The organism is Shewanella sp. OMA3-2, assembly GCF_021513195.1.
GTDB lineage: Bacteria > Pseudomonadota > Gammaproteobacteria > Enterobacterales > Shewanellaceae > Shewanella.
Map to the genome: position 1 here is coordinate 2,693,534 of NZ_CP090974.1, position 15,865 is coordinate 2,709,398.

A 15,865-nucleotide genomic window follows, 5' to 3' on the forward strand; every position below is an offset into this window, starting at 1 on the left:
AAGGCGTAACTGTGCCTATGTTAGACAAATATGGGAGGACGGTATAAAGAAGAACGATGCTGAGGCATAATTGCTGAGGTAAACATTGTTGTAGCATTAAATAGACTGACTTCTGATTTAAGCGTTGGCATAGCCATTGTTAAAGCAACAGATAAGCATGAACCGACAGGACAATGGCAAGTTTGATCACAACAATCATCACTTATATTGTCATTGCTCTCTGCCATCATGTTCATTTGCATATTGGTTTCATGACATGCACTGCCATTACCTTTATCGGCAGCTATATTTGAGGTCGTCATAGGCATAAAGCATGGCAAAATCACAGATGCAAAAGTTTGACCGACAAACGTCAGTAAAACAAACATCATGATTAAGTGAACTTTACGCATTGAGACTCCAAAAGAAACTGTAAATAGGATAGTGAAATATAGCTTGTTAAACAAGAGTTAGTTATTTAAGGCGTTATTTAGTTCGCGCATATAACATTACAGCTTTAGCTTAATACGACACTTTCCTGATATATCACCACTGGCCTATTTTTTTATAATGGGGTTTTATTAACCCCATTAGTAACTATGGTAATACTTACTCAACAATCAACACGCCTTGATACATTTTCATCTGACAATGAAATGGATACTCCCCCTTTTCCAGGGCCGGTAAGGCTATTGTCGTTGGCTTATCCAGCGCTAAGTCCTGGCTAATTTCCAAGTCGGGTAGCAAGACTGTGGCTGAACATCCTGATTTGTCTTGGCGTAAAAAGGTTATTTTTGTTGGTGTATTAGCCGCAATCTTAATTCGTGCTGGCGAATACACACCGTCTTTAACCAGTATCGATGTGCTAGCGTCAACACTCGCACCGTTTGCCGGTTTATATAACCAAAACCACCAAATGATAAAACCGATTAATGCGATACACAGTAAATTAATTAACATGTTAAACCTCCTAGTGTTGTTTCGCTTTAAACAAACGTAAACGGTTAGCATTACTCACTACTGTTAGTGATGAAAAGGCCATCGCAGCACCGGCAATCACTGGATTAAGCAAAATTCCAAATACTGGAAAAAGCACACCCGCGGCTAAGGGAATACCGGCGATGTTGTAAATAAATGCGCCAAACAAGTTTTGTTTAATGTTGCGCAGCGTTGCTTTACTAATGGCTATCGCATCTGCTAAGCCATGAAGAGAGCCACGCATTAAGGTAATATCAGCGCTTTCTATCGCCACATCTGTGCCTGTTCCAATAGCAAAGCCGACATCGGCTAACGCTAATGCGGGGGCGTCATTAATGCCATCGCCGGTCATACCAACCACTTCATTTTGTTGCTGAAGTTCTGCCACTTTATTGGCTTTATCTTCTGGCATGACTTCTGCGAAAAAGTCATCAATACCGACTTTTTTAGCCACTGCTGCTGCGGTCGCTTTATTGTCCCCAGTTAACATAATCACTTTGATGCCACTGCGTTTCAGTCTCGCTATCGCTTCGATTGAGTCAGGCTTTATTGGATCTGATACCGCTATAATGGCCAGTAACTTCCCCGCAAGTGCCAAATACATTGGTGTTTTAGCTTCTTCTGCTAATATTTGAGCTTTTGCTTCATGAAGATCAATATCAATGTGTTTGTCATGCATCAGTTTTTTATTACCAAATAATAATATCTGGCTATCCACTTCAGCTTCGACACCTTTGCCTGAAATGGCAGTAAAGTGTTCTGTGTTAATCGCATCAACGCCTCTAGCATGTGCGCTTTCAACAATGGCTTGGGCTAATGGGTGTTCTGAGTGACTTTCAATCCCAGCGGCCAGCCCAAGTACCTGCTCTTCACTGTCGGCATTGACCAGAATAATATCGGTAACCTGCGGTTTACCTTCGGTAATAGTGCCAGTTTTATCTAATATCATGGCGGTGATTTTAGACGCGGTTTGCAATGCTTCACCGTTACGAATAAGCACCCCTGATTCAGCCGCCTTACCTACGCCGACCATGACTGACATTGGCGTTGCGAGTCCTAGCGCACAAGGACAAGCAATAATTAATATCGTTGTAGCAGACACGATGGCAAATACGCTCGATGGCTCAGGGCCAAAGTTAAACCACACCATGGCACTGACTATCGCGATAATCATAATCGCTGGCACAAAGTAAGCGGCTATGGCATCAGCTAAACGTCCAATCGGCGGCTTAGAGTTTTGCGCCCGTTTGACCATGCTAATAATGCGCGCCAGTGCGGTATCTTTACCTACTCGAGTGGCTTTAAATATGATTGAGCCTGATTTATTTAAGGTGCCAGTGACCACATCATCACCGAGTACTTTTTCAACCGGCATTGGCTCACCGGTCAACATTGATTCATCAATGGTGCTGTTACCTTCAATAACCACTCCATCTACGGGGATTTTTTCGCCTGGGCGAACTCTAACGTGATCGTTAAGTAATACATGGGCAATGTCGATATCGAGGTCTTTTCCATCACGGATAACCCGAGCTGTTTTGGCTTGCAAGCCAATGAGACGCTTAATGGCTTCTGAGGTTTTACCGCGTGCTTTAACTTCGAGTGCTAAACCAAGATTAATTAAACCAATAATCATTGCGGTCGCTTCAAAGTATACATGCCTTGCCATCTCGGGAAATAGTTGTGGAAATGCAACAATCAACATCGAGTAAACCCAAGCTGTTCCAGTTCCTAAGGCAATAAGGGTATCCATATTGGCGTTATGGTTTAAAAATGATTTCCAGGCGCCAATATAAAAATGCCGACCGGAGATCAACATAATGGCCAGAGTCATCACACCAACCAACCCCCACACCACTTGCTCTGATAGGGTTGATACCGTCATTTCGCCAATAAACAGTCCATAAACCATCAACGGAATACCGACGGACAACGCGATAAAGGTATGGCGCAATAAACTTTTATAATGTTGTAAATCAGCCTGTTCTTTCTCATTCATGGCATCTTCTGCCGACTCGGCCTGTATTTGAGTGGCGTTATAACCGGCGCTTTCTACCGCTTTGATAATCAACTCGGCAGATGCTTTACCCGTAACCAGTACCGTTCTGTCGGCAAAGTTCATCTCGGCCGAATCAACGCCTTGCACGCTGTTAATCGCTTTTTCAATTTTGCCTACACAACTGGCGCAACCTGCGCCGAGGATATTGAGTTGCATAGGTGAGTGTGTCGTATGATCCATTACTTAACCTCCGTTGGTGTTAAGTTAACCTTGTTATGCTGAGGAACACTTGCTGTAGGAAGGTTAGCTTGATGAGTGCCTTCAATCAAATGACACACCATGTTTCCTGTCGGCAGGTTATCTGGCATGGTTGACCATTGTTCTACAGCCTGTGAAAGTCGTGATCTGAGCTTCAGCATTTCATTAAATTGTTGCTCTGTTTCATCGAGCTTTTGTTTTACTAATGCCCGCACAAGGTGACATGCACTTTCACCATGATCGGTTTTTGAAAAAATCACTTTAATTTCATCAACTGAAAAATCAAGTTTACGAGCGCTTAAAATAAATTGCATACGCGACTTATCTTTGTCGTTATAGATTTTATAACCATTAACGGGTGATTTATTGGGATTAAGCAATCCACTACGAGTGTAAAATCGCACTGTGTCAGCGGTAATACCTAATTCATTAGCAAGTTGACTCACTTTCATATTGTCTCCCAAAGCTAAGATTAACCGTTACGATAGCTTGACTATAAACCTATGTGTTACACACAGGTCAAGCAAGGTTTGAATATTAAAATAATAGGCCGCATTTGAACGCCCTATTATTAGAAGATTACTGATCACAGCAAGAGCATGCACGTTCGTGTTATTGATCAATGATGTTGAGCTTAAAACGTTCATGACCTTGCTGTGGTAGATATCCTAGCCATGATGTACCACTGGGAATTTAAGTTTATCAGACACTCAATGTACCACTGGCCTGCCAGTGGTACATTCATTTTATCTGGTGGTACATTGAATGGGACTAAGATGTGTGGATGCTAAAAAACACTATTGGATGTTTAAAAGTCATTAAATTATATACTTTCAAAAATTTAGGCACAAAAAAAGACGTCCTAGGACGTCTTCGTTTGAGAATATGGCGGTGACGGAGAGATTCGAACTCTCGAAAGGTTGCCCTTTACACACTTTCCAGGCGTGCTCCTTCAGCCACTCGGACACGTCACCTTAAGATTGTTTTATAGAGTCAATCACTCTGCGGCCGCTACTTTACGCAAATGGCGATGTTGGGTCAAGTTAAAAAGCCAACCACTCTAGCGTTTGCACAAATGCTGTGCAACATTAAGTATTTAGCCCATAAGTTGAGGGAACAAGCCTTTAACACCCGCAGCAATAACTTCAATACCTAAAGATAACATTAACAACCCCATTAAACGTGTAATCACGTTGATACCGGTTTTGCCCAATAGTTTGAAAATGGCTGGAGCCATGTTAAACAATGACCAACTCAATAAACCAAAAAACAGTACTGTACCGAACATACCAACAAAATCGATTAAAGTATTGTGTTCAGCGGCAAATACGATGACTGAACTAATTGCACCAGGACCTGCCATTAAAGGCAATGCTAATGGCACAACCGCAACAGATTCCATACCCGATGACTCACGATCTTCTTCTTGATTTCGTTTAACTTCACTGATTTTACCTTGCAGCATCGACATAGCAATAATACAGATCAAACTACCGCCGGCAATTCGAAACGCTGACAGTGAAATACTGAACATGTTTAAAATATGCTGACCCGCAATAATAGTGACAAATAAGATAACCACTACGGCAAAGTTAGCCACTCTGTTAGTGTGTTTTCGTTCTAAGTCGGTCTGATGGCTGGTTAAACTGACAAAAACAGGCAGCAGACCAACAGGATTAATAATCGCTAAAAGCCCTAAAAAGAACTTGATGTAAAGCATGTAATCCAATGAGATACCCTCTAAATAGATTGTTTTTAAAGCACATAAAAAAAGAGCGCTACTGTAATGTAAGTTGTCTGTTTATAGAAGTGATATTTTCAATAAAATCACAAGTTTTTCATGGGTTTTATTGATATCCCTTAATAATCATTAATTAAGCACAATTTTGTAACTAAGCAACCACAAATGTACAACCGCAAACCATTAAAACATTGCTAACACTACAGGTGAATATTATTCAACCAAAAAATGACGTTATAATGTAATTTTACCAAAATAACTGTACTGTCAATGTGTTTTAAAATCGACATTAAGGTACAATGTTTTATATTAAAAATGATTTAAGTTTAATAGAAATATTTATAAGGATTTCTATGGCAGTGCGTAATAAAGTTTGCCAAAAAAATAATAGTCGTAAATTCAGTAGTTCGCGAAGAAGAATGACGTATTTTTTATGGATAACTAAGCCATATCAAGACAAAGAGTTTGATGCAGCTGAACTGGCTAACGCTCAAAAGAAGTCCGCTTAATTTATTACCAAGATAAAAAAAATGTGGGTCATTTCTGACACCACATCTTATTTCACATTATCTAAGCTTATTTTGCAGTCCAGCGATCCATCCAGCGGAACACATTCTGATACCATTGCTGTAAATTATCTTGATTTAAGATCCAATGATTTTCATCTGGAAACATGAGTAATTCAGATGGAATACCTTGACGTTGCATAAAGCTAAATGCGGCTAAACCTTGACCATAAGGTACACGGAAGTCTTTTTCACCGTGAATAACTAGCATAGGTGTTTTCCAGTTTTCAACATAGTTAACTGGGTTAAACTTCTCGTACAAGTCTTTGTTGTCGTGATAAGTTCCACCAAATTCATATTCTGGGAACCACAGCTCTTCTGTCACATAATACATTGAGCGCATATCAAATAAACCAGCATGGTTTATCAAACACTTGAAGCCGTCATTCCAATGACCTTGGAACCAGTTCATCATGTAGCCGCCATATGAACCACCAAGTGCACAGGCATTATTTGCATCTAACCAAGGTTGTTGCTCAGTGACTGCTGCCATGCCTTTTTTCAAATCTTCTAATGGCTTTCCGCCCCAATCCTGACTGATAGAGTCGGTAAATGCTTGGCCATAACCGGTAGAACCATGGAAATCAACCATCACCACACCATAACCGGCTCCAGCCCATAACTGAGCGTTCCAACGACCACTGAATGAGTTACCAAATGATCCCTGTGGGCCGCCGTGGACTAAATATGCTATCGGATATTTTTCACCCTCTTTGTAATTTGAAGGTTTTATCCAGTAACCATGCACAGTCTCATCATTCCAGCCTTTAAACTTAAACTGTTCAAATTCACCGAATTTAATATCAGCCAGTTTATCTTGGTTAACATGGGTTAAACGTTTTAGATTTTCACCTTCTAAGCTGATGGTGTACAAATCACCTGGTTCAACTAGTGAGGCATTTTTAAAGATGATTTTATTATTGGTGACCGCAACAATACTGTTGCTGCCATCATTATAGATTGGACGCACATCACCAAACTGCGGATTAACTTCAAATATTGATACCTGACCAACATCTTGGGCAGTGACATAAAGCGTACGTCCATCTTTGCTGAAGTTAATTGAACTTGGGCTTCTGTCCCATAAAGGAGCAACTTCTTTTTCCTGCCCGGTTACCGTATCCAGTAACATTAATCGATAGCGGTCAGCTTCAAATCCAGGTTTTGTCATCGCCAGATATGCCATATAACGGCCGTCGGCTGAATAAGTCGGCTGGGCATCCCAGGCTTTATTGGCTTCAGTTAAGTTAACCGTTTTGCCACCAGCGACAGGTACTTGCCATAAATCGTAATTAGTTGTCCAAGATTGATCTGCACTCGGCGCCTTGGCACTGTATACGATAAACTTGCCATCTGGGGTAAAGGTCACTTCTTCCATGCCTGAAAATGGCTTTGGTGGGGTTTCAGTGTCACGACCTTGGGTCACGTTAACGGCATCGGTAATTTTAGTGCCGTTAAGGTTAGCGACAAATAAGTGATTACGGGCATGATCTTCCCATGTATCCCAATGACGCACCATAAGCTGTTTGTATTCACGGCCAGTGGTTTTACGCTCTTGCTCTGCTGCAAACTTTTCTTTAGAACATACTAAGTCTTTACACTCTGGAAATACCCGCAGAGTCATCACAACTTGTTTGCCATCTTGCGACAATTTATAGCCATTAACATCAAGAGGTAAATCACTCACCTGCTGCGCTTCGCCGCCATTTAGCGGTAACTGATATAGTTGGCTACTGCCATTGCGGTCTGCTAAAAAGTAAATACTTTTACTGTCAGCAGAAAAACTGACCTCATGTTCGGTACCTGAGGCTGACGTTAGCTGCTTAGGTGTGGCTGTTTTACTGCTTAAATCCAATGAATAAAGATCTGAGCTTGCTTCACCTTGAGCATCAACCACTTTAACGCCGTAAACTAGGGTGTTGCCGTCATGTGATACCGCATATGAATGAAGTTTATTCATATTAACTAAGTGCTGAACTGTAAAAGGCTCAGCTGAATGCACTGATGTTGCCATTCCTGCGGCAACCAATGCAAAAAGCACTGAAGAAGTTTTCATATTATTGATTATCTCTTGTTATGTTTATTTATTGGCAGATTAACGAAAGCAAAACGCTCAAGCAACCTTTAAACAATAAAGACGCTTGAGCGTTTAAGTCACATTAGTTTACAGTGACAAGCTTAAATTAAGCTTTACTATTGGCAATGTTAATTTTCCAAATAGCGGGCCCGGTTTCATGGGCATTTACCCCATTAGAATCAACCGCTACTGTTACTGGCATGTCTTGAACTTCAAATTCGTATATCGCTTCCATGCCCAACTCTTCAAAGGCAACTACGCGAGATTTTTTAATCGCTTTTGACACTAGATAGGCTGCGCCGCCAACAGCCATTAAGTAAACGGCTTTGTGTTTCTTAATCGAAGCAACGGTTTCTGGTCCACGTTCAGATTTACCAATCATGCCCATTAATCCGGTTTTTTCCAGCATCATATCGGTAAACTTGTCCATACGGGTGGCTGTAGTTGGCCCCGCTGGACCGACGACTTCATCGCCAACAGGATCAACTGGACCAACGTAATAAATAAACTTACCTTTAAAGTCAACTCCAGCCGGTAAACCTTCACCTGAATCTAGTAGGGTTTGAATGCGTTTGTGCGCCGCATCACGACCGGTGAGCATTTTACCGTTCAGTAATAAGGTATCACCACTCTTCCAGGTTTCTATTTCAGCTTGAGTAATGTTGTCTAAATTCACTCTATGGGTATTCTCACCCGCTTCACGGGTGATTTCTGGCCAGTCTGCTAATGATGGTGGCACTAAATCTGCTGGGCCTGTACCGTCTAAATGAAAATGTACATGGCGAGTTGCTGCACAGTTGGGGATCATCACCACAGGCTTAGAAGCTGCATGGGTTGGCGCTGATTTAATTTTAATGTCTAAAACCGTGGTTAATCCGCCTAAACCTTGTGCGCCTATACCTAGATTGTTAGCACGTTCGAAAATATCTAAGCGCAGTTTTTCTTCAGTGGTTTCAGCGCCTTTAGCGATTAACTCATGAATATCAACCGGGTCCATTAACGATTCTTTTGCCATTACAGCCGCTTTTTCAGCTGTGCCGCCAATACCTATTCCCAACATGCCTGGTGGACACCAGCCTGCGCCCATAGTCGGCAAAGTTTTTTCTACCCAAGCAGCAATATCATCTGATGGATTTAGCATCGCCATTTTAGATTTATTTTCTGATCCGCCGCCTTTAGCCGCAATCATCACTTCAACATGATTGCCCGCAACCATATCAATATGCACAACCGATGGTGTGTTATCACGGGTGTTTTTACGGGCACCGGCAGGGTCTGCCACAATAGAGGCACGTAATGGGTTGTCTGGATTGGTGTATGCACGGCGCACACCTTCATCAACCATTTCCTGAACGGTCATGTCGGTTTTATCCCAACTCACATTCATACCAATTTTAACAAATGTGGTCACAATGCCGGTATCTTGGCAAAGTGGACGCTTACCCTCTGCAGACATACGTGAGTTAATTAAGATTTGTGCAATAGCATCTTTTGCCGCAACACTTTGCTCGCGCTGATATGCAGCATACATAGCGTCAACAAAATCTTTAGGGTGATAGTAAGAAATGTACTGTAGAGAATCTTCAATACTTTCAATAAAATCTGCCTGTTTAATCACTACAGGTGAAGATGAATTGTGGGTGTTCATAGACATAATGGGGCGCTCCAGCAGCCATGCGGCCTAACTTATTTATCGTTTTTATGTAAAGTTGATCAAATCAACGTTATTTTGGGTTTTGGTATAATTCTTTTATGGCCAATATGATACTCTTTCCATCCTTTTTGAGCTACAGCACATTTTATTTAAGGGTAATTGATGAAACCGCGTGGTGACAATGCATTAATGATTACGCCATTAACTTGGACTTATTCTAGCCAGTATTTATTTGAATTAGTCAGTCATCTACCTTGGTCAATGTTTCTCGATTCTGCTAATGCTACGCATCAAGATGCCCGTTTTGATATTATCGTTTTTAATCCTATTGCGACTCTAATCAGTCATAATAATGTGCTTTGTTTTGAACCCAGATTAGCAGATGAACATCAGCAAACGCTATCGACTCAGTTTAGTGATATTCAGCAGCGTTTTTTGAATAATCCCCAAAGCCCATTTGATAGCTTAAAATATTGTTTAACGCAGTTATATCCAATAAAACACCCTTGTATTTATCCATTTAGTGGTGGCGCATTGGGGGCACTAAGTTATGATCTTGGCCGCTCAGTTGAACACATTACAGAAAAAGCCACTAAAGACATTGATTTTAGTGAGCTCAGTATTGGCTTTTACGATCAATGCTTAGTTTATGATTATGTAAATAAGAATTGGGTTCATATTGCCTATGATGGCGCGGCGCAATCACACTCTATTGCTGCGACCATTGAGCAGTTAATACGGCTTAAATCGTTACCACCCGCATCTTGCCCAAGTGACACATTTTCATTAACGACTGATTGGCACAATCAAACAAGTAAGCAAACCTATTTAAGCCACTTTAATCGAGTCCAAGAGTATTTATTAAGTGGTGATTGCTATCAAATTAACTTAACCCAACGATTCGAAGCTCAATACCAAGGTAATGAGTGGCAAGCTTATTGTCAGTTAACGCAAGCGAATAAAGCCCCCTTCTCAGCCTTTATACGTTTGCCAAAACACACGATATTATCTATTTCTCCAGAACGCTTCATACAATTGCATGGTGATAATATTCAAACTAAGCCGATTAAAGGTACATTACCCAGAGTAGACGACACTGTTTTAGATAAACAACAAGCGGCTAAATTACAGTTATCTGAAAAAGATCGCGCTGAAAATGTCATGATAGTGGATCTGCTGCGTAATGATATTGGCAAAGTCGCAGCCCCTGGCAGTGTCGCTGTACCGCAGCTGTTTGCGATTGAAAGCTTTCCCGCTGTGCATCATTTAGTCAGCACTGTTACTGCTACTTTAGCCTCTGCTTACAGTGCAACTGATTTATTAAAAGCTTGTTTCCCTGGCGGGTCAATTACTGGCGCGCCCAAAATACGGGCAATGGAAATTATTGAAGAGTTAGAGCCTTCTAGGCGCAGTATGTATTGCGGCAGTATTGGTTATATCAGTCAAGATGGCACTATGGACACCAGTATTACCATTAGAACCTTAGTCACTGAAAATAATCGCATTTACTGTTGGGCTGGCGGTGGCGTGGTAGCAGACTCAAATGCCGAAGCAGAATATCAAGAGTGTTTTGACAAAGTCAGTAAAATACTGCCTTTACTTAAAGTTATAAGATAATAAATAGTTAGTGCTTAGTATGAGTGTTAAGTGAAAAGTTAACCACAAAAAAGCCAGCAAATCATTGCTGGCTTTTTGTTTATTAAACGGTTTACAGGCCGTTTAACGCTTCTTTACACAGCTGGGTAATACGTGCCCAATCTTCAGAGTCAACAGCATCTGTTGGTGCTATCCAACTACCGCCAATACAGTCAACATTACTTAATGCTAAGTAGTCTTTATATGTGGCTGGACTAATTCCGCCCGTAGGACAAAAACGAATATTGGCTAAAGGGCCAGAGAATGACTTAAGCGCATTCACGCCACCTGAAGCTTCTGCTGGAAAGAATTTAAAATGGGTATAACCCAATTCCATGCCTACCATAACCTCAGAAATACTCGCCACACCTGGAATTAAAGGCACTTTGCCTTTTTTAGCCGCTTTAAGTAAATCAACAGTGGCACCTGGGGTGATAATAAACTGTGATCCAGCATCAACGGCTTGCTTTAATTGAGCTTCATTTAAAATAGTACCTGCACCGATTAGCGCTTCAGGGACTTCTTTGGCAATTTTAGCTATTGCTTCAAGTGCGCAAGGGGTACGTAAAGTCACTTCTAAAACACTAATGCCACCCGCTACAAGTGCTCTTGCTAAAGGCACAGCATGCTCGATTTTATTGATAACCATTACAGGTACAATAGGACTACGCTTAAACACATCTTGTGGTTGAAGCGACCAGTTATTGTCAGACATTCGTTACTTTTCCTTAATTAGTAAATTTCGTCAATAGCACTGGTGCTTCTTGCACCGGTTTCTGGGCTGCTTAAACTGCGGCGTAAAGCACCAAACAGCTCACGACCCATGCCATAACTTGAATGATGTAAATCAACCACGCTAGCTTCGCGCGCATTGAGAACGGCTGCATCAACCAATAATGTCAATTCACCTGTATTAGCATTAACACGAATTAAATCGCCATCTTGAACTTTGGCAATCATTCCGCCATCTAGTGCTTCTGGTGTTAAATGAATAGCGGCTGGCACTTTGCCTGATGCACCAGACATACGACCGTCGGTGACTAATGCCACTTTAAAACCTTTATCCTGCAAACTGCCTAGGAAGGAGTCAGCTTATGTAGCTCAGGCATACCATTGGCTTTAGGGCCTTGACCTTTAACTACAACCACGCAATCTCGGTCTAAAGCACCGGCTTTAAATAACGCATCAATGTCATTTTGATCGTTAATTACAATCGCAGGACCTTCAACTATTCGGTTGTTATCTGGCACAGCTGAGACTTTAATCACTGCACGGCCTAAATTACCTTTGAGTAATTTAAGTCCGCCATTAGCTTGAAAAGGTGTGGCTAAATGCGTTAACACTTCTTTATCTAATGATTCGGAAATACCATCAACCCAAAGCAATTGACCATCAATCAGCTTCGGCTCTTGGGTGTATTTACGTAAGCCAAAACCAGCAACGGTATTGACATCTTCATGTAATAATCCGCCATCCAGTAATTCTTTTACGAGTAAGGCCATTCCGCCTGCTGCATGAAAGTGATTAATATCAGCATGACCATTAGGATAAACACGGGCCAGTAAAGGCACTGCATCAGATAAATCTGAGAAGTCATCCCAATTAACGATAATGCCAGCGGCGCGAGCGGCGGCAACAATGTGCATGGTTAAGTTAGTTGAACCACCTGTTGCCAGTATGCCAACGATACCGTTTACAACTGATTTTTCACAAACCACTTCACCAATTGGAGTGTACTGCGTGCCCATTTCAGTTAAACGACATATTTGCTTCGCTGCCATTTTGCTTAATACTTCACGAAGTGGATCATCAGGGTTAACAAACGATGACCCAGGCAACTGTAAACCCATGATTTCAAGCATTAATTGGTTAGAGTTAGCTGTACCATAGAAAGTACATGTACCCGCACTGTGGTAAGATGCTGATTCAGCTGCTAATAACTCATCACGACCGATTAGGCCTTGGGCAAACTTTTGGCGAACGCGGGCTTTCTCTTTATTGGGTATACCTGACTTCATTGGACCTGCCGGCACAAACATCATCGGCAAGTGGCCAAAACTTAATGCACCGATCAGTAGACCTGGTACAATTTTGTCACAAATACCCAGTAATAAAGCACCATCAAACATGTTGTGTGACAAGCCTACCGCAGTTGCCATCGCAATCACTTCACGGCTTAATAAGCTTAGCTCCATACCTGGCTGACCTTGGGTCACACCATCACACATTGCAGGAACACCCGCAGCAACTTGGGCAACACTGCCAACTTCTTCACAGGCTTGCTTTAATAGCTTAGGGTAATCTTCATAGGGTTGATGTGCTGAAAGCATGTCGTTAAACGAGGTGACAATACCTATATTAGCTTTCGTAAACTGACGTAACGAATCTTTTTCCGCAGGTTTACAAGCCGCAAAGCCATGGGCTAAGTTGCCGCAGCTTAACGCACTGCGATGAACACCTTTGGCTTTAGCCTCTTCAATTGCTGCTAAATAGTTTTTACGTGAATTTTTACTACGTTCAATAATTCTATCAGTAACCGACTGGACAACTGAGTGCATGTGACAACTCCTTTATGCGCTGTAGAACACGTCAACGGGCGTTTTATGTTGCGCTAAAACGGCTCTAATGGGCATTTTTGTTACATCATCACTCTCAAGAGCTTGATGATAAACGGCTAATTTTGCTTCACCAACCAGATGTAAATAAATCTGACGGCTGTTTAAAATGGCGTCTTTAGATAAGGTAATTCTGGCATGCGGAGCCGTAGTCGGATTAACCGCGGCGCACACCTCTTGGGTAGTTAATGCGTTATCTAATTCTGTACTACAAGGGAACCATGAACAGGTATGTCCATCGGTACCCATGCCTAAAATGACGACGTCAAATGGACGTGGAAAATTCGCTAACGACTCCCCTGCCATTGCCGCGCCGGCTTCTGGGCTAGCAAACATATTCTTAAGACCACGAAATTTAGCGTTAGCGGCCCGATTTTGTAATAAATGCTCACGCACTAAACGCTCATTCGAGTCATTTTCATCAGCTTCAACCCAACGCTCATCGGCAAGAGTGATATAGACTTCACTCCACTCTAAGGTTTTATGACTGAGTAATTGAAATAATTTCAGTGGAGTAGAACCGCCTGATACCACCAAGCTGGCTTTACCGCGATTATCTATCGCATCTTGTAATTGATTAGCAATTTTATCTGCTAAGCTCGATTCAAGACATGCAGGTGTTTCGAATGATTTAAATACGCTTTCTTTAATCATGTTACTTTCCTTATTCATCCCAAGAGCGACCATCTTTAGTGATCAAGGCAACCGAGGCTACAGGCCCCCATGTTCCAGCTGGATATGACTTAGGACGCTCGCCACTTAGCTCCCAAGATTGAATAATGCCATCAACCCACTTCCAAGCTTGTTCGACTTCATCACGGCGCACAAACAATGCTTGATTACCTAGCATAGCTTCCAGCAATAAACGTTCATAAGCATCAGCAATGCGCTCGTTTTTGAAGGTATCAGAAAAACTTAAATCTAACTTGGTGGTTTGCAAGCGCTGTTTTTGCTCCAGACCTGGGACTTTATTCATCATCTGGATCTCAACCCCTTCATGGGGTTGTAAACGAATAGTCAACTTATTCGGTGGCAAATTTCGGTAGCTTGCACGGTACAGGTTATGCGGCGGATTTTTGAAATAAACCACAATTTCACTGCTTTTGAACGGCATACGCTTACCACTGCGTAAGTAAAACGGTACGCCAGCCCAACGCCAGTTATCAATATCAACCCGTAATGCCACAAATGTTTCAGTATTAGATTTCTGATTAGCATCCTCTTCTTCCAAATAACCCGGAACAGGAGAGCCTTTCAAAAAGCCTGCACTGTATTGACCACGAACGGTATTTTCATACACATTGTCTTGATTAATTGGTCGTAGCGATTTAAGCACTTTTACTTTTTCATCGCGAATGCTGTCAGCATCTAAGTTAACTGGCGGGTCCATTGCCACAAGTGTTAACACCTGCAATAAATGGTTTTGGATCATATCGCGCATTTGACCTGCGCCGTCAAAATATCCCCAACGCCCTTCAATCCCAACTTCTTCTGCTACAGTGATCTGTACATGATCAATCGTGCGGTTGTCCCACTTAGACGAAAATAATGAATTAGCAAAACGCAGTGCAATCAAATTCTGCACCGTTTCTTTACCTAAATAATGATCGATACGGTAAACCTGATTCTCATTAAAGAACTCTGCAACTTGATCATTAATAACGTGAGACGATTCTAAATCAGTACCTATCGGTTTTTCTAACACCACACGGGTATCAGCATGAATTAATTTTTGCTCATTAAGACAGCGACAGATAGCACCAAAAATTGAAGGCGGCGTAGCAAAGTAATTCACCATCACTCGCTTTGTCGGTTCTAATAAATCATGGAATGCCGCATAACCTTCAGGCTCAGTAAAATTAGTGCCTATGTAATGACAACGGCCTAAGAAACGCCCAAGTGTCTCCGGACAAATTTCATCCTTTACAAAAGTGTTTAACGCCTTGGTGACAAGCTCGATGAATTGTTCCTGAGTAAAGGCATCTTTAGCAACACCGATAACTTTGGTGTCCTTATCTAATAACTCAGCTTTATCTAGTTGGTACAGAGAAGGTAATAGTTTACGTCTTGCAAGGTCCCCTTTGGTTCCAAACAATACAAAATCACACGCCTTCGCACTTGATGATTTGCCCATTGGTGACGACTCTCCTTTATTATTTTGTGTTTGAATCGTTCTAAACGATGAATAAAAACACACTTTTGTTGTAATATAACAACAGAATTTGATTTATGCATCTATATTTTGCAATTAATCTCTTGATAGCTATATAGTCATTTTGATACGTTATCTGCTATGATTTTCTCCACTCACAGACAGTGACAGAAGTTTTGTCAATTCAAGAACTACTGAAAATTTACTACAA

The 15,865-nt window shown here is 41.6% G+C and carries 12 protein-coding genes, 1 tRNA gene and 1 pseudogene; 2 read left to right on the plus strand and 12 right to left on the minus strand.

The genetic code is table 11. The annotated features are described in order from the left end of the window. Positions 1 to 20 precede the first annotated feature (20 nt). The 6 genes from L0B17_RS11955 to L0B17_RS11980 form a co-directional block, all read right to left on the minus strand. A complete protein-coding gene (locus L0B17_RS11955; RefSeq protein WP_235085076.1) occupies positions 21 to 392 on the minus strand; it encodes a hypothetical protein in 372 nt (123 codons plus the stop codon). A 196-nt stretch (positions 393 to 588) separates the two neighbouring features. Then, a complete protein-coding gene (locus tag L0B17_RS11960) occupies positions 589 to 939 on the minus strand; it encodes a cupredoxin domain-containing protein (RefSeq protein ID WP_235085078.1) in 351 nt (116 codons plus the stop codon). Between the two features lie 10 nt (positions 940 to 949). Further along, positions 950 to 3,196, minus strand: a complete 2,247-nt coding sequence (locus L0B17_RS11965) for a heavy metal translocating P-type ATPase (RefSeq protein WP_235085080.1) — start codon at positions 3,194 to 3,196, stop codon at positions 950 to 952. Then, the gene (locus tag L0B17_RS11970; RefSeq protein ID WP_235085081.1) at positions 3,196 to 3,666 is read right to left on the minus strand and encodes a MerR family transcriptional regulator; all 471 of its coding nucleotides are present in this window, start codon (positions 3,664 to 3,666) and stop codon (positions 3,196 to 3,198) included. Before L0B17_RS11970 ends, L0B17_RS11965 begins: the two co-directional genes overlap by 1 nt. A gap of 434 nt (positions 3,667 to 4,100) precedes the next feature. Beyond that, positions 4,101 to 4,188, minus strand: a tRNA-Ser gene (locus L0B17_RS11975). A 122-nt stretch (positions 4,189 to 4,310) separates the two neighbouring features. Beyond that, positions 4,311 to 4,934 carry a YchE family NAAT transporter gene (locus L0B17_RS11980; RefSeq protein ID WP_443019949.1) on the minus strand — a complete coding sequence of 208 codons (624 nt, stop codon included), beginning with the start codon at positions 4,932 to 4,934 and terminating at the stop codon, positions 4,311 to 4,313. Between the two features lie 374 nt (positions 4,935 to 5,308). Between L0B17_RS11980 and L0B17_RS11985 the strand changes: the two genes are divergently transcribed. Further along, complete coding sequence (locus L0B17_RS11985; protein ID WP_235085085.1) at positions 5,309 to 5,464, plus strand: hypothetical protein; 156 nt, start codon at positions 5,309 to 5,311, stop codon at positions 5,462 to 5,464. Positions 5,465 to 5,531: 67 nt separating this feature from the next. On the opposite strand, the gene L0B17_RS11990 is transcribed toward L0B17_RS11985, so the two are convergent. Together L0B17_RS11990 and L0B17_RS11995 are read right to left on the minus strand one after the other, a co-directional pair. Beyond that, entirely contained in the window at positions 5,532 to 7,577 is a 2,046-nt protein-coding gene (locus L0B17_RS11990) for a S9 family peptidase (protein ID WP_235085087.1), read from the minus strand. Between the two features lie 127 nt (positions 7,578 to 7,704). Beyond that, on the minus strand, positions 7,705 to 9,252 hold the full coding sequence (locus L0B17_RS11995; RefSeq protein ID WP_235085088.1) for a fumarate hydratase: 1,548 nt from the start codon (positions 9,250 to 9,252) through the stop codon (positions 7,705 to 7,707). Between the two features lie 162 nt (positions 9,253 to 9,414). Here L0B17_RS11995 and pabB point away from each other — a divergent pair, with 162 nt between their 5' ends. After that, on the plus strand, positions 9,415 to 10,869 hold the full coding sequence (pabB, locus tag L0B17_RS12000; protein WP_235085090.1) for an aminodeoxychorismate synthase component I: 1,455 nt from the start codon (positions 9,415 to 9,417) through the stop codon (positions 10,867 to 10,869). 91 nt (positions 10,870 to 10,960) lie between these two features. Here the strand turns inward: pabB and L0B17_RS12005 are convergent, their stop codons facing one another. The 4 genes and pseudogenes from L0B17_RS12005 to zwf all read right to left on the minus strand — a co-directional run bounded on the left by L0B17_RS12005 (position 10,961) and on the right by zwf (position 15,636). Next, positions 10,961 to 11,602 (minus strand): bifunctional 4-hydroxy-2-oxoglutarate aldolase/2-dehydro-3-deoxy-phosphogluconate aldolase, encoded by a 642-nt coding sequence (locus L0B17_RS12005; protein WP_235085092.1) that lies wholly within the window; start codon positions 11,600 to 11,602, stop codon positions 10,961 to 10,963. A 17-nt stretch (positions 11,603 to 11,619) separates the two neighbouring features. After that, positions 11,620 to 13,445: pseudogene (gene edd / locus L0B17_RS12010) on the minus strand (phosphogluconate dehydratase). Positions 13,446 to 13,457: 12 nt separating this feature from the next. Then, the gene (gene pgl, locus L0B17_RS12015; RefSeq protein ID WP_235085093.1) at positions 13,458 to 14,156 is read right to left on the minus strand and encodes a 6-phosphogluconolactonase; all 699 of its coding nucleotides are present in this window, start codon (positions 14,154 to 14,156) and stop codon (positions 13,458 to 13,460) included. A gap of 10 nt (positions 14,157 to 14,166) precedes the next feature. Next, complete coding sequence (gene zwf, locus L0B17_RS12020) at positions 14,167 to 15,636, minus strand: glucose-6-phosphate dehydrogenase (protein WP_235085095.1); 1,470 nt, start codon at positions 15,634 to 15,636, stop codon at positions 14,167 to 14,169. Positions 15,637 to 15,865: the final 229 nt, after the last annotated feature.

What these genes read in the sequence shown, in the direction of transcription:
- zwf (WP_235085095.1), bottom strand. Translation starts at nt 15,636, where the DNA reads ATGGGCAAATCATCAAGTGCGAAGGCGTGTGATTTTGTATTGTTTGGA.
- pgl (WP_235085093.1), bottom strand. Translation starts at nt 14,156, where the DNA reads ATGATTAAAGAAAGCGTATTTAAATCATTCGAAACACCTGCATGTCTT.
- L0B17_RS11990 (WP_235085087.1), bottom strand. Translation starts at nt 7,577, where the DNA reads ATGAAAACTTCTTCAGTGCTTTTTGCATTGGTTGCCGCAGGAATGGCA.
- L0B17_RS12005 (WP_235085092.1), bottom strand. Translation starts at nt 11,602, where the DNA reads ATGTCTGACAATAACTGGTCGCTTCAACCACAAGATGTGTTTAAGCGT.
- L0B17_RS11970 (WP_235085081.1), bottom strand. Translation starts at nt 3,666, where the DNA reads ATGAAAGTGAGTCAACTTGCTAATGAATTAGGTATTACCGCTGACACA.
- L0B17_RS11985 (WP_235085085.1), top strand. Translation starts at nt 5,309, where the DNA reads ATGGCAGTGCGTAATAAAGTTTGCCAAAAAAATAATAGTCGTAAATTC.
- L0B17_RS11965 (WP_235085080.1), bottom strand. Translation starts at nt 3,196, where the DNA reads ATGGATCATACGACACACTCACCTATGCAACTCAATATCCTCGGCGCA.
- L0B17_RS11980 (WP_443019949.1), bottom strand. Translation starts at nt 4,934, where the DNA reads ATGCTTTACATCAAGTTCTTTTTAGGGCTTTTAGCGATTATTAATCCT.
- pabB (WP_235085090.1), top strand. Translation starts at nt 9,415, where the DNA reads ATGAAACCGCGTGGTGACAATGCATTAATGATTACGCCATTAACTTGG.
- L0B17_RS11960 (WP_235085078.1), bottom strand. Translation starts at nt 939, where the DNA reads ATGTTAATTAATTTACTGTGTATCGCATTAATCGGTTTTATCATTTGG.
- L0B17_RS11995 (WP_235085088.1), bottom strand. Translation starts at nt 9,252, where the DNA reads ATGTCTATGAACACCCACAATTCATCTTCACCTGTAGTGATTAAACAG.
- L0B17_RS11955 (WP_235085076.1), bottom strand. Translation starts at nt 392, where the DNA reads ATGCGTAAAGTTCACTTAATCATGATGTTTGTTTTACTGACGTTTGTC.